Below are 13,248 nucleotides of genomic sequence, written 5' to 3'. Positions count from 1 at the left end.
GGAGGGCGGGAGCGATGATCGGTCTCAACAAATCCAGCGGCCTGGTGATCAACGACATCCAGGACCATGTGCGCCAGTCCATCGCGGACATCCTGACCACGCCGATCGGCTCGCGAGTCATGCGCCGCGACTACGGCAGCCTGATTCCGGACCTGATCGACGCGCCGCTGAACCAGGCCACGGTGCTGCGCCTCTACGCCGCCACCGCCGGCGCGATCATGCGCTGGGAACCGCGCTTTCGCATCTCCAGCATCGCCCTGTACTACCAGGCACCGGCGGGCGCGGTGATCGATATCGTCGGCAGCGTTAAAGACGAGTTCCTGCAGACCTCCGTAGTGATCCAGAACCGCGTCGCCAGCGGCGCCTTCTGGGAGGACAACCTCTGGGGCGGCCCGGACGGCGACGCGATTTACTATTTCTCTAAGTGGGGACAGAGCTGATGCCCATCCAGAAGATCTCGCCCGGCGTCACCAACGCCGAGACTGCAGCCAACTCCATCAACCAGGCGATCGACCTGGCCGAGCAGAACGCCGCGGAAAAGGTCGACAAGGCCGCCGGCAAGGGCCTGTCGACCAACGACTACAGCACCGCCGAGCAGGCCAAGCTGGCCGCTATCGCTGCCGGCGCCACCGCCAACGCCAGCGATGCCCAGCTGCGTGACCGCGCCAGCCACACCGGCGAGCAGCCCGTCAGCAGCGTGACCGGCCTGCAGGCAGGACTGGATGCCAAGCTGGCCAAGGCCGGCGACACGGTCACCACAGTTTCGGAAGTCACGGACAGCAGTGCCAGCGCCACCCTGGACTGGGCGGTGGCGATGGTGTTCGTGCGGACCATCACGGCCGATACCGAGTTCGACTTCACCAACGTGCCGACGGTTGGCTCGACCAAGCGGGAACTGCACCTGCTGGGCGCTGGGGCCTGGCTCATGACCTGGCCGGCCAGCGACTTTGTCTGGGTCGGTGGAGAAGCGCCGACACTAGGCACGGTTGACCGCGTCATCCTCAACCAATACGAAGGCGATAGCACCGTTTATGCCGAGCACAGGAGCGTAACGGCATGATGCTGGCGCGGAAAAGCCTGGGTGGGCTGCCAACGCCGCCTGCAATTAGCGGTCGATACTTTCGATTGAAATGTACCGACGGCCGAACTGGTTATTACGCTATTGCAGAGCTGCGTTTTATTGATGCCACCGAATCTAATGTGGCACAGGGAAAACCCGTCACCACCACAGCCTGGCGGCTTTCTGCGTCCTATGACATACCCAAGATAGTCGATGGCGTGACTGCCGACAGCCATACAAATACGTACATCTCAGCTAGCGGGCAAACAAACCCAATTATTACTGTCGATTTTGGCGGCGCGAAAAACATCGTCAGATACCAGTTAGTCGCACCCCATCCTGCCGCCTCAATACCCGGAAACATGACGCGCAGTTGGGACATTCAGAAGTCCGACGACCAGGTGCTGTGGGAAACCGTGCATACCGTCACTAATGATCCTGCCTGGACCTCACTGGAAGAGCGCGAGTACGTCTTATGACCATGGAAATCGTAAACACCGAGACACTTACAGTCACCACCCTGGCCAAGCTGCGCAAGCAGATCACGACCAACGTCCCGGATAACCCGGCACCGGAACAGCTGGCCAAGCTGGACCATGCGCCGCTGGAAGTCGAGCCAGCACCGACAGGCGATAAGGTCACCCGATTGGGCAAGGCCGAACTGCGGGACGGCAAGTATTACCCGACGTTCCAGGTCGAAGCGTTCTCGCCCGATGAGCTTCTGGAACAGGCCAAGCGGGATCGGATTGAGGATGTAGCTGCGATCACGGTCACGACGGCATCAGGCCTGACGTTTGACGGTGATGAAGACTCCCAGACCCGCATGGCGCGTGCTCTGCTCGGCATGACAGACGCCGACACTATCGACTGGGTGCTGGCTGACAACAGTATAACCACCGTCGGTAAGGCAGAACTTGCTGAAGCGCTGCGCCTGGCCGGTCTGGAACAGGCCAGGCTCTGGGTGCTGCCGTACACCACCCAGCCGTAACCGACAGGACAGATAAGCATGAGCGGATTCACAGCGATAGACCTCAGCAAGCTGCCGGTACCGGACGTGATCGAGGAGCTGGACTATGAGTCTATCCTGATCGCGATGATCAACGACCTGGTCAGCCGGGCGCCGGCGCTGGAATCGGCGCTCGAGCTCGAATCGGAGCCGGTGCGCAAGATCCTGGAGGTCTGCGCGTTGCGCGAGCTAATCCTGCGCCAGCGTATCAACGAGGCCGCCAAGGGCGTGATGCTGGCCTATGCCAGCGGCGCGGATCTGGACAACCTGGGCGCCTTCTTCGAAGTCACCCGGCTGCTGCTGGACCCGGGCGACACCGAGGCCGTGCCGCCGGTCGCGCCGTTGTACGAGGCCGACAACGATTTCCGCCGCCGTATCCAGCTGGCCGTCGAGGGCTACAGCACCGCCGGGCCCGAGGGCGCCTACATCTACCACGCGCTCTCCGCCCATGGCGACGTGCTGGATGCAAAGCCCGTGTCACCGACGTTCAGCCAGGCCACCGTGAGCCAGGCCATTCTCGACCAGCTACCGCCCAATTCCATCGTGCTGCAGGTCGACGACGATGCCGGCCTGGCGGACCCAATGCCGGGCGATGTTGCCGTCAGTGTGCTGTCCCGCAACGGCGCCGGCACTGCCCCGCAAACGCTGCTAGACCAGGTCGAGGCGGCGCTCTCGGCGGACGAGGTGCGGCCGTTAACCGACTTCGTCATCGTGCGTAGTGCCCAAATCGTCAACTACAGCATCGACGCCACCATTTACTTCCTTAACGGCCCGGACAGCGAGGTGGTGCTGGCAGCCGCCCAGACCGCCATCGAGCAGTACGTCGAATCCCGCCATCTGCTGGGGCAGGACGTAACGCTGTCCGGTGTCTATGCCGCCCTACACCAACCCGGCGTGCAACGCGTGGAGCTCGCCAGCCCGGCGGCGGATATCGTCATCGACAACCGCAGCGCCAGCTACTGCACCGGCATCACGCTGACCCACGGGGGATACGATGAGTAGCCTGCTGCCTCCTAACGCGACAGCGATGGAGAAATCCATCGAGGACGTTACCGCCCGCGCCTCAGACCACCCGGTCGAGATCCGACCCGTGTGGAATGCTGACACCTGCCCGGCCGAGTTGCTGCCCTGGCTGGCCTGGGCGCTGTCGATCGATACCTGGCGGCCGTACTGGAGCGAGGCCACCAAACGCCAGCGCATCCGCGACGCGATCGCCATCCAGCGCCGCAAGGGCACTGCCCGCGCCGTGCTGGATGCCGTCGCCGCGCTGGACCCGAACGTGACCATCCGCGAATGGTGGCAGGCAGAACCCCGCGGCGTGCCGCATTCGTTCGAGGTTATCCTGCCCGAGACTCAGCAGGCCGATACCGAAACCTACACCCGGGACATTTTTAGCGAAGTCTCGCGCACCAAGCCGGTACGGTCACAGTTCGCCGTCACCACCGAGCGTTCGGTAACCGGTGCACTTGGCATTCTGGGCGCCGTGCGGGTAGTCACATTTCGCCGTCTCGGTTGCATCGAGGCATAGCTGGCGGCACTAAAGGAGCACACCATGCCATTGGAAATCACCATTACCGATGCGGGCCGGGCGGCCATCATCAACGCCGAGAACACCGGCACCGATCCGGTCACAATCACCGAGATCGGGGTCGGCAGCGGCCGCTACAATCCCACCGCCAGCCAGACCACGCTACAGACCGAAATAAAGCGCCTCAACACCATTGCAGGCGCAGCCGTCGACGACGATGTGATTCATATAACCATGTCGGATAACAGCAGCGACAGCTACAGCGTTGGCGAGATCGGCCTCTTCACCGATGCCGGCGTGCTGCTGGCCCTGTACTCGCAGCCGTCTGGTTCTGGCTGGATCGTCGAGAAAGCGACGCAGGCACAGCTGCTGCTGGCGATCGACATCACCCTGACCAGCATCAACGCCGCGTCTATCACCTTCGGCGACACCGATTTCAGCAACTCGCCGGCAACACAGTCAGTCGTGGGCGTTGTACGGCTGGCTGATGATCAGGAAACAATCGACGGCGCCCAGGGCGATATCGCCGTCACGCCCCTGGGGCTGGCAGCGGTGGTGGCGCTGATCAACCAGGCGATCGGGAACAACACTACCCTGATCAACAACAACACCACCGCAATCACCGCGCTGGAGGACTCGGCCGGCGACCTGTTCGACGTTCGGGCCTGGGGCGCCAGCGACTACATTCGCATCCCGGATGTAGCCGACGGCTTTATTATTCAGTGGGGCGCCAACGAAGAAGGTACCTACAGCTTCCCGACGGCGTTTCCGAACGCATACCTGGCGGGTGTCACCGGCGATGTCGATTCAGCGAACCAGGACTTTATATCCTTTAGCGGGCTCAGCCTGTCACAGTTCCAGATACAAAGTGACCTGGCCGCTGCAAACTCACTGACGTCCTGGATAGCAATCGGCTACTGAGCGAGGGAACCCACATGAGCATTTACTACAGCGCCGCCACGCAGGGCTTCTACGATGCCAGGATCCACGGCAAGCGGATCCCCGAAGATGGGGTCGAGATCACCCGCGAACAGCACCAAGCCCTGCTGAAGGGGCAGTCGCGGGGCACCCGCATCACGGCCCGAGCGGATGGCCACCCGGTACTGGCCGAGCGCCCGGCGCCACCGGTCGAGGAACAGGCAGAACAAGCCCGCCGCAAACGCGACCGCCTGCTGGCCACCGAGATCGACACTCTCAATCCGCTGCGCATCAGCGACATGACCGGTGCCGAGTTCGAGGCCTGGCAAACCTACCGCCAGGCGCTGCTCGAAGTACCGCAGCAGCCCGGCTTCCCCCAGTCGATCGACTGGCCCGTAAAGCCGGATTAAGCACCTGCAATAGCCACCCATCGCCCCCCGTTTTATGATCGGCCAGACCTCCGGGCCCATGCGGCCCGGCCTACCCTCCCCGTGTAACACTCCCCGCTACACCACCCACCGCTGCCTTCTGCGCGCGCGTGACTGCACACTGGCCCCAGTGCCAGAAAACGTGCAAACGCCAACAGCAGGAGAGCGACGATGCCCGAGCAATATCACCACGGTGTCCGCGTCATCGAGATCAACAGCGGTACCCGCCCGATCCGTACCGTTTCCACTGCGGTGATCGGCCTGGTGGCCACGGCGTCCGATGCAGACGCCGCCTATTTCCCCGAAGACAAGCCCGTGCTGGTCACCAACGTGCTGGAAGCCATCGGCAAGGCTGGCACGCTCGGCACCCTGTCGGCCTCGCTCGATGCCATCGCCGACCAGACACGCGCCATCATCGTCGTGGTGCGCGTGCCGGAAGGCGCCGACGCCGCCGAAACCGCCACCAACCTGATCGGCACCGTCACCGCCGGCGGCCAGTACACCGGCATGAAGGCGCTGCTGGCCGCCGAGGCACAGCTGGGTGTTAAACCCCGCATCCTCGGCGTGCCGGGCCTCGATGACCTGGCCGTTGCCACGGAGCTGGTCAGCATCGCCCAGCAGCTGCGCGCCTTCGCCTATATCAGCGCCTTTGCTGCCGCCACCAAGGAAGAGGCGGTCACCTACCGCGAGAACTTCGCCGCCCGGGAAGCCATGGTGATCTGGCCGGACTTTATCGGCTGGGATACCGTCGCCAGCGCCGAGGCCACCTTCCATGCCACCGCACGCGCCCTGGGCCTGCGCGCCAAGATCGACAAGGAGGTGGGCTGGCACAAGACGCTGTCCAACGTCGCCGTCAACGGCGTGACCGGCATCAGCGCCGATATCTACTGGGATCTGCAGAACCCGGCCACCGATGCCGGCTACCTCAACGAAAACGAAGTGACGACGCTCGTGCGCCGCGATGGTTTCCGCTTCTGGGGCAGCCGCACCTGTTCGGACGATCCGCTGTTCGCGTTCGAGAACTACACCCGCACCGCCCAGGTACTGGCCGACACCATCGCCGAGGCGCACATGTGGGCCGTCGACAAGCCCATGCACGCCAGCCTGGTGCGCGACATCATCGAGGGCGTGAACGCCAAGTTCCGCCAGCTGAAAGCCCTGGGCTACATCATCGACGGCTCAGCGTGGTACGACGACACCGTGAACACAACCGAAAGCCTGGCGGCCGGCCAGCTGTATATCGACTACGACTACACGCCGGTGCCGCCGCTCGAGAACCTGATGTTCCAGCAGCGCATCACCGACCGCTACCTGGCCGACTTCGCTAACCAGATCATCGCTTAACAGGAGACTGACATGGCGCTCCCACGCAAACTGAAGAACATGAACCTGTTCAACGATGGCATCAGCTACGCCGGGCAGATCGAGGAGGTCACCCCTCCCAACCTCAGCAGAATCATGGAGGACTGGCGGGGCGGCGGCATGAATGCCCCGATCAAGGCGGATCAGGGCATGGAAGCCCTGTCCATGGAATGGACCTGCGGCGGCTTCATGCAGGAGCCGCTGCACCAATTCGGCATCACCACGCACGATGGCGTGCTGCTGCGCTTCGCCGGCGCCTACCAGGCAGACGACACCGGCAGCGTGGATGCGGTCGAGATCACCGTGCGCGGCCGCCATAGCACCATCGAACAGGGCAACGCCAAGCCCGGTGAAGCCAGCCCGTTCAAGGTCACCACCGAGTGCAGCTACTACAAGCTCACCATCAACGGCGAAGAGGTCATCGAAATCGACATCATCAACATGATCGAGAAGGTCAACGGCGTCGACCGCCTGGCCGATCAGCGCAAGGCCATCGGCCTCTAAGCACCTTGCCGGCCCCGCCAGTACTCGGCGGGGCCGGCCTTTTTTCCACTGATGCAATGGGATGCACACCATGACCGACACACCGAACACCCAGCCCGCCGATGACGTTGTTATCGTAGAAAACGAACTGCCGCCCAACAGCCACGAGCTCGATGAGCCCCTGCCCCGCGGCAAGGACAGCATCACCCTGATCACCCTGCGCAAGCCCAAGTCCGGCGAGCTGCGCGGCCTGAGCCTGCAGGACGTGCTCAACCTTGACTACAACAGCCTGGAGGCACTGCTGCCGCGCATCAGCTCCCCGACGCTCACCAAGCAGGACGTCGCCAACCTGGATCCGGCCGACCTCACCGGGCTGGGGACCATCGTCGTGGGTTTTTTCGTAGCGAAGGAGAAGAAGGCCGAGGCCTACCTGCCAGCGTAGATGATGCGATGGCGGACATTGCCATGGTGTTTCACTGGACACCCCGCGACATGGACGGCATGGAGTTGAGCGAACTGGCAGGCTGGCGTGAAAAGGCGCGCGAGCGCTGGGAAGGAGACAAACCTTGAGCAACAAACGCCTGACGCTCGACCTGATCCTCAGCACCATCGACAAGGCCTCTGCCCCCCTGAAGAAAGTGAGGGGGGGCAGTACACAAACGGCCAAGGCGCTGAAAGAGGCCAAGGCACAACTGGCCGGCCTGCAGCGCCAGCAGAAGGATCTGAGCTCCTTCCAGCAGCTGCAGCGTGCCACCAAAGACACCCGCAACGAGTTGGCACAGGCCGCCGAGCGCACCAAGCAGCTCAAGCGCCAGATCGAGGCAACCGAGAACCCCAGCAAGCGGCTCACCAGCCAATTCGAGCGTGCCGGCCGCCAGGTCAGCGCGCTGCGCGAAAAGCACATCCGCCACCTGCGCACACTGAAAGAGAGCAAGCAGAAGCTCTCCGAAGCCGGTGTCGATGTGCGCCAGCTGTCGCAGCACAACCTGCGGCTATCCCGGGACATCGACACCGCCACCGCGGCAATGAAGCGCCAGCAGCGCGAACTGGATCGCCTCACCCGGCGGCAGGAGCGTATGCGTGCCGCACAGGAGAGCTTCGCCGCCACCCAGGACACCGCCGGCCGTATCGCCGGTGCAGGCGCCGGCGCGGCCGCCATGGGCGGCTCCATCGCCTACAGCGCCATGCGGGTGCTGCAGCCGGGCATGGAGTTCGGCCAGGCCATGAGCCAGGTGCAGGCACTCACACGCCTGGCCAAGGAATCAGAAGACCTGCGCCTGCTGCGCGAACAGGCCCGAACTCTGGGCGCCACCACATCTTTCACCGCCACCGATGCCGCCGGCGGCCAGGGCTTCCTGGCGATGGCAGGCTTCACGCCCCAGGCTATCCGCGATGCCATGCCGGGCATGTTGTCCCTGGCCAAGGCCGCCGGCCAGGATCTCGCCACCACCGCCGATATCGGCTCCAACATCCTCACCGGATTCAACCTCAAGGCCGACCAGATGGGCCGCGCCGGCGACATCCTGGTCGGGGCCTTTACGCGTTCCAACACCGACCTGCAGATGCTGGGCGAGACGATGAAATACGTCGGCCCCGTGGCGTCTGGCCTGGGCAGCAGCCTGGAGGAAGCCGCCGCCATGGCGGGCAAGCTGGGCGATGCCGGTATTCAGGGCGGCATGGCCGGTACAGCCCTGCGCGCCATCTTCAGCCGCATGGCAGCACCGCCGAAGATGGCCGCCGACGCCCTGGACGAACTGGGGCTGAAAACCAAGGACGCCATGGGCAACCTGCGCCCGATGACAGAACTGCTGACGGAACTGCACGAGCGCACCAAAGACCTCGGCGCTGCTCAGCGGGCGGAAATATTCAAGAAGATCGCCGGCGAAGAAGCCTTCTCCGGCCTCGCCGTACTGGTTGGCCAGGCAGGCAATGGCGAGCTGCAAAAACTCATTGCAACCCTGCGCGAGGCCTCCGGCGAAGCCCAGCGCACCGCGGCCGTGATGGCAGACAACGCAAGCGGCGACCTGCAGGCGCTGATGAGCGCGGCGCAGGACGTAGCGATCGAGATCACCGAACTGAACGATGGCCCCCTGCGCGACGTGATCCAGACCGTCACCGGCATCACCCGTAGCGTTGGTAACTGGATGCGTGAGAACCCGGAGCTTGCGGCAACCATCGCTAAGGTGGTGGTTATCACCGGCGCCCTGCTGCTGGGCTTCGGCGCGGTGGCTCTAGCGGTTTCCGCCCTGCTGGGCCCGTTCGCCATATTGCGCTTTATGCTCACGGCCAGCGGCATTTATGCCGGTGGTTTGGGCGCCATGCTACTTAACCTGGGCAAGAGAGTACTGCCGATCGTTGGCAATGCCCTGCTCTGGCTCGGCCGCCTGGCGATGGCCAACCCGATCGGGCTGGCGATCACGGGCATCGCCACGGCGGGCCTGCTGATTTACCAGTACTGGGAACCCATCAAGGCATTCTTTACCACCTGGTGGCAAAGCGTGGGCGGCACCTTCACCGGTGCGCTGGGCGATATCACCGCCAAACTCGTCAACTGGTCGCCGTTCGGCATTCTGTACAGCGTGATCCATCAGGCTCTGTCTGCACTGGGTATCGATCTGCCGGCCAAGTTCAGCGAGTTCGGCAGCAACCTGATCAGCGGCCTGATCAGCGGTATTACCGGCAAACTGGGCGCACTCAAGGATGCCGTGGTGGGTACCGCCAGCGCTGCCAGTGACTGGTTCAAGGAAAAGCTCGGCATCCACTCGCCGTCCCGCGTGTTCGCCAGCCACGGCAGTGACGTGATGGCCGGCCTGCAGCAGGGCCTGGCAGACAACAAGAAAGTACTCAGGCCGGTGACTGATATAAGCAAGCGCATCACCCAGGTGGGCGCGGGGATCGCCCTCTCCGGCATGGCATTGGGTGCGGCTGCGCTAGACACCCGGGCGCCCCTGCAGGCAGGCGGTTCCGCTGCCGGCGGCAACAGCGTGCAGGTCGGCGAGATCCACGTTCATGCCGCCCCGGGCATGGATGAACAGGCCCTGGCCCGGCTGGTCGCCCGCGAGATTCAACGCCTGCAGGCAGGCCAAGCCGCCGCCGGGCGCTCCCGACTCACAGACGAGGACTGATTATGCTGATGTGTCTCGGCCAATTCGTATTCGGAATTAACACGCTCAGCTACCAGCAGCTGCAACGCCAAACCAACTGGCGCTGGGCATCCAGTAACCGCGTCGGCCAGCGCCCCGCCAGGCAGTACGCCGGGCCGGGCGACGACACCCTGACCCTGAGCGGCTGGATCGCGCCGGAGCTCGCCGGCGATCGCACCTCGCTGGATCGCCTGCGGGTGATGGGCGCCGCCGGTGAACCCTATGTGCTGGTCGATATGACCGGCACCGTGTTCGGACTCTGGGTGATCGAGGGGATCTCGGAGACCGGTACCCTGTTTCGCATCGATGGCAAGGCCCGGCGTATCGAGTTCAGCATTACGCTGAACCGCGTGGACGATGATCAGATCGATCAGGTGGGCCTGATCAACAGCGTGCAGGAACTGCTGGCATGAAGCCCGACTACCGCCTGGTGGTGAACGGCCAGAACATCACTCCCAAGGTCAATGGCCGGCTGATCAGCCTGACCCTGACGGACGAGCGCGGCGAGAAGTCGGACCAGCTTGATATCACTCTATCGGATCACGACGGCACCTTGGCGATACCGCCACGCAACGCCAGCATCGGCGTCTGGATTGGCTACCAGGGCGCGCTCACTTACAAGGGCAGCTATACCCTGGACGAAGTGGTGCACGCGGGCACACCCGATACCCTGACGCTGCGGGCACGCAGCGCAGACTTTAAGGGGCCGCTCAAGCACAAGCGCCAGCAGAGCTGGCACGGCGTGACCCTGGGGGACATCCTCAACACTATCGCTGGGCGCAGCGAACTTACGCCGGTGATCAACCAGGCACTGGCCGCCACGGCCATTACCCATATCGACCAGACCAACGAATCGGACCTCAACCTGCTCACGCGCCTGGGCCAGCAGTACGGCGCCCTGGCCACCATCAAGGACGGCCGCCTGCTGTTCGCCCCCGCCGGTACCGGCAGCACCGCCAGCGGTACCGCTATCCCGGCCGTGACCATCACGCGCCAGGACGGCGACAGCCACAGCTACCAGCTCACCGATCGCGACCACGACTACACCGGCGTGCAGTGCCACTGGCACAACACCGCCACCGGTACCCAGGAGACCGTCACCGCCGGCGATGCCAGCAACCCCAAGGTACTGCGGCACAGTTACCCCAACCACGATGACGCCGCAGCAGCCGCCTCGGCGCATTGGCGCACACTGAACCGCGCCGGCGCCAAGCTATCACTGACGCTGGCCGAAGGCCGGCCGGACCTGTATCCGGAAACACCGGTGCAGACGCTGGGGTTCAAGGCCGAGATTGATGAGACACAATGGGTGCTGGAGCGCGTGGTACATGAGCTGGGCGATAGCGGCTATACCACGCGGCTCGAGATGGAGGTTAAGCGGCCCACCTAACTAATGAGGGCTGTAGACTACTGCAGGGCACTGCAGACTGCTGTAGGGCGTTGTAGACTGCTGTGAGCAACAACACTATAATGCTTAAAAATGTACATAAATTCGTACATAGAAATGCACACAGGAAAGGAGTTATTAGGATGACTACGCAAACGATTCTGACCGAGAAAACGGTCAGCATCACAGAAATGCGCAAAAACCCTACACAATACTTCACAGACGAGCCTGTGGCTGTCCTTGCACACAACCGCCCGGCCGGCTACATGGTGAGCACACAACTGTTCGAAACGTTTGTCAAAGCGCTAGAGCGCGAACAAGCCATCAAAGGATTCCAGGCGAACTTCCGCCCAAGCGCTGCGCGTCTGGACGGAATCGCCCGTACCGGCAATGAATTGATCCAAGCTGCTACTGATGAAGATCTGGGGGACTTCACTAAGTAATGCACATCTACAAAGGAAAGGTCTTCCGAGAACAGCTGACAGAAGATGAACAGCAGGCCTTAGTAGAGGACTTCAGACGTTACAAAACAACAGGCGAGCTGCCAGACACTTTCGGACGGGACGTGGCTTACGACCACCCACACACACCACGTCTCGTACTAGCCGAGGAGGTAAAGCACATCCACTTAGCAACTGGTGAGGCACCATGGTCCGTTCGTGCCATCCAGTATCACCGTAAGAGTGATACACATTTAGTCTACTGCCAAGGTGCGTTGAACGATGATCATTACCTACTGATTGCGGTCCTCACACCTGACGCGCATGCACAAGCCAAAAATATGAACGTGATGACCAAGCTAGGCCAAGCGGCAGAGAAGTTCCGGCAGCAATACTAAGTGTTACGCCCTCACCTACTCCCTCACTTCGGACCTTAGTACTTCGAGCTCGATTTGGTATCAATGCTAGCGATCGAACGTTTGGTGTTCTGTATGAGCAACAGCGGCTATACGACGCGGCTGGAGTTAGAAGTGAAAGAGGCCTACGCTTCACGGGTCAAGGAATCACAACAGACAGCGCACAGGAGGTGCATCATGTCCCCCGAGAAGATCCTCGAAGTAGCAGAGCGCGCGGAGGCACTCATCTATCCCGAATTCCACCGGACTACCAATCCGAAACGCTGGATCTATCTGAAAGATAGGCTAGGTCATGCCGCATTTTTGCGGTGCTGTAGCTGGCTCAAGGCCCACGGGTTAGAACTACCGAGGATAACAAGGCGGTAGAATATGCGTTTATCGTCAGCACGAAAGCGCCGGGCTCTAGTCGGTTGGTAACACTACAAGCTTGGCTTCGGAAACACCCTACGGCAAGTGGCATATTTTTCAGATATGCGCCATTATCACTCGATGTCTTACGATGATCGCACTGCACCTTTTTTGGTATGCTCTCATATCTGGCACAGGAAGATAGCAGCGGAAGCATTAGACATCGCGGGATGTATTATAAACGAACACATTCCGCACATTGTAACGCCGAAGGAACGGAGAGTACGTCATGGGAAGACGCTACAGAAGGAAAAACTCAGCGGCCTCAATAGTCTCTGATACTGTCTATATTGGATCAAGGCTTCCTTGGTGGGGTGCACTTTTACTTGGTGGCATCACATTCTTAACGTTCTATTTTCTTCTTCCTCATTGGCTAGGGGCTAAGCTTTCCAGTCAATCTGGAAGCAGAATGTATCCATTTCTTGAAGTTATCTTTGGCCGTCGAATTCATTGGCTGGAGTGGATCGGAATCGCCTGTGGCCTCATTGGCTTATTTTTTGGTGTGCGTAACTACTACTGGTCTAGTCAAGCGGGCTATCGAGAACGTGGAATTATTGCATTTTTGGCCAAAATTTTTGGGAGGGACTTAGATTAATTAATCTAATGACCCACTTCAAAAAACGGAAAAAATAATGTTAGCTGATATTAATTGACTTCAACAAAGTTTTA

18 protein-coding genes are annotated in these 13,248 nt (G+C 61.7%); all 18 read left to right on the top strand.

Going from position 1 to position 13,248, the window contains the following annotated elements:
- Positions 1 to 14: 14 nt before the first annotated feature.
- Complete coding sequence (locus MRS74_RS09295; protein WP_254580005.1) at positions 15 to 440, top strand: GPW/gp25 family protein; 426 nt, start codon at positions 15 to 17, stop codon at positions 438 to 440.
- Positions 440 to 1,060 (top strand): hypothetical protein, encoded by a 621-nt coding sequence (locus MRS74_RS09290; protein WP_254580004.1) that lies wholly within the window; start codon positions 440 to 442, stop codon positions 1,058 to 1,060. The genes MRS74_RS09295 and MRS74_RS09290 overlap by 1 nt, the downstream gene beginning before the upstream one ends.
- A complete protein-coding gene (locus tag MRS74_RS09285) occupies positions 1,057 to 1,539 on the top strand; it encodes a galactose-binding domain-containing protein (RefSeq protein ID WP_254580003.1) in 483 nt (160 codons plus the stop codon). Before MRS74_RS09290 ends, MRS74_RS09285 begins: the two co-directional genes overlap by 4 nt.
- On the top strand, positions 1,536 to 2,048 hold the full coding sequence (locus MRS74_RS09280; protein WP_254580002.1) for a DUF4376 domain-containing protein: 513 nt from the start codon (positions 1,536 to 1,538) through the stop codon (positions 2,046 to 2,048). Before MRS74_RS09285 ends, MRS74_RS09280 begins: the two co-directional genes overlap by 4 nt.
- A gap of 18 nt (positions 2,049 to 2,066) precedes the next feature.
- Complete coding sequence (locus MRS74_RS09275) at positions 2,067 to 3,068, top strand: baseplate assembly protein (protein WP_254580001.1); 1,002 nt, start codon at positions 2,067 to 2,069, stop codon at positions 3,066 to 3,068.
- Positions 3,061 to 3,594: a phage tail protein I gene (locus MRS74_RS09270; protein ID WP_256557871.1), complete on the top strand. Its 534-nt coding sequence runs from the start codon at positions 3,061 to 3,063 to the stop codon at positions 3,592 to 3,594. The genes MRS74_RS09275 and MRS74_RS09270 overlap by 8 nt, the downstream gene beginning before the upstream one ends.
- 24 nt (positions 3,595 to 3,618) lie before the next feature.
- Complete coding sequence (locus MRS74_RS09265; RefSeq protein WP_254580000.1) at positions 3,619 to 4,515, top strand: gp53-like domain-containing protein; 897 nt, start codon at positions 3,619 to 3,621, stop codon at positions 4,513 to 4,515.
- Positions 4,516 to 4,529: 14 nt separating this feature from the next.
- Positions 4,530 to 4,922, top strand: coding sequence for a phage tail assembly chaperone (locus MRS74_RS09260; RefSeq protein WP_254579999.1), 393 nt, complete (start codon positions 4,530 to 4,532; stop codon positions 4,920 to 4,922).
- A 189-nt stretch (positions 4,923 to 5,111) separates the two neighbouring features.
- On the top strand, positions 5,112 to 6,284 hold the full coding sequence (locus tag MRS74_RS09255; RefSeq protein WP_254579998.1) for a phage tail sheath protein: 1,173 nt from the start codon (positions 5,112 to 5,114) through the stop codon (positions 6,282 to 6,284).
- Positions 6,285 to 6,296: 12 nt separating this feature from the next.
- Complete coding sequence (locus MRS74_RS09250) at positions 6,297 to 6,806, top strand: phage major tail tube protein (protein ID WP_254579997.1); 510 nt, start codon at positions 6,297 to 6,299, stop codon at positions 6,804 to 6,806.
- Between the two features lie 70 nt (positions 6,807 to 6,876).
- Positions 6,877 to 7,227 (top strand): phage tail assembly protein, encoded by a 351-nt coding sequence (locus MRS74_RS09245; protein WP_254579996.1) that lies wholly within the window; start codon positions 6,877 to 6,879, stop codon positions 7,225 to 7,227.
- Positions 7,228 to 7,235: 8 nt separating this feature from the next.
- Complete coding sequence (locus MRS74_RS09240; RefSeq protein WP_256557870.1) at positions 7,236 to 7,355, top strand: GpE family phage tail protein; 120 nt, start codon at positions 7,236 to 7,238, stop codon at positions 7,353 to 7,355.
- Positions 7,352 to 9,910: a phage tail tape measure protein gene (locus MRS74_RS09235; protein WP_254579994.1), complete on the top strand. Its 2,559-nt coding sequence runs from the start codon at positions 7,352 to 7,354 to the stop codon at positions 9,908 to 9,910. Before MRS74_RS09240 ends, MRS74_RS09235 begins: the two co-directional genes overlap by 4 nt.
- Positions 9,911 to 9,912: 2 nt before the next feature.
- A complete protein-coding gene (locus MRS74_RS09230; RefSeq protein ID WP_254579993.1) occupies positions 9,913 to 10,341 on the top strand; it encodes a phage tail protein in 429 nt (142 codons plus the stop codon).
- Positions 10,338 to 11,318 carry a phage late control D family protein gene (locus MRS74_RS09225; protein ID WP_254579992.1) on the top strand — a complete coding sequence of 327 codons (981 nt, stop codon included), beginning with the start codon at positions 10,338 to 10,340 and terminating at the stop codon, positions 11,316 to 11,318. Before MRS74_RS09230 ends, MRS74_RS09225 begins: the two co-directional genes overlap by 4 nt.
- Positions 11,319 to 11,458: 140 nt before the next feature.
- Positions 11,459 to 11,758 carry a type I toxin-antitoxin system antitoxin YafN gene (gene yafN / locus MRS74_RS09220; protein ID WP_254579991.1) on the top strand — a complete coding sequence of 100 codons (300 nt, stop codon included), beginning with the start codon at positions 11,459 to 11,461 and terminating at the stop codon, positions 11,756 to 11,758.
- A complete protein-coding gene (locus tag MRS74_RS09215; protein ID WP_254579990.1) occupies positions 11,758 to 12,153 on the top strand; it encodes a type II toxin-antitoxin system YafO family toxin in 396 nt (131 codons plus the stop codon). The genes yafN and MRS74_RS09215 overlap by 1 nt, the downstream gene beginning before the upstream one ends.
- A 655-nt stretch (positions 12,154 to 12,808) precedes the next feature.
- On the top strand, positions 12,809 to 13,174 hold the full coding sequence (locus MRS74_RS09210; protein ID WP_254579989.1) for a hypothetical protein: 366 nt from the start codon (positions 12,809 to 12,811) through the stop codon (positions 13,172 to 13,174).
- Positions 13,175 to 13,248: the final 74 nt, after the last annotated feature.

Source organism: Marinobacterium sedimentorum (genome assembly GCF_024267675.1).
Lineage (GTDB): Bacteria > Pseudomonadota > Gammaproteobacteria > Pseudomonadales > Balneatricaceae > Marinobacterium_A > Marinobacterium_A sedimentorum.
Note: the sequence above shows the minus strand (reverse complement) of the source record. Positions and strands in the feature narration are given on the sequence as shown.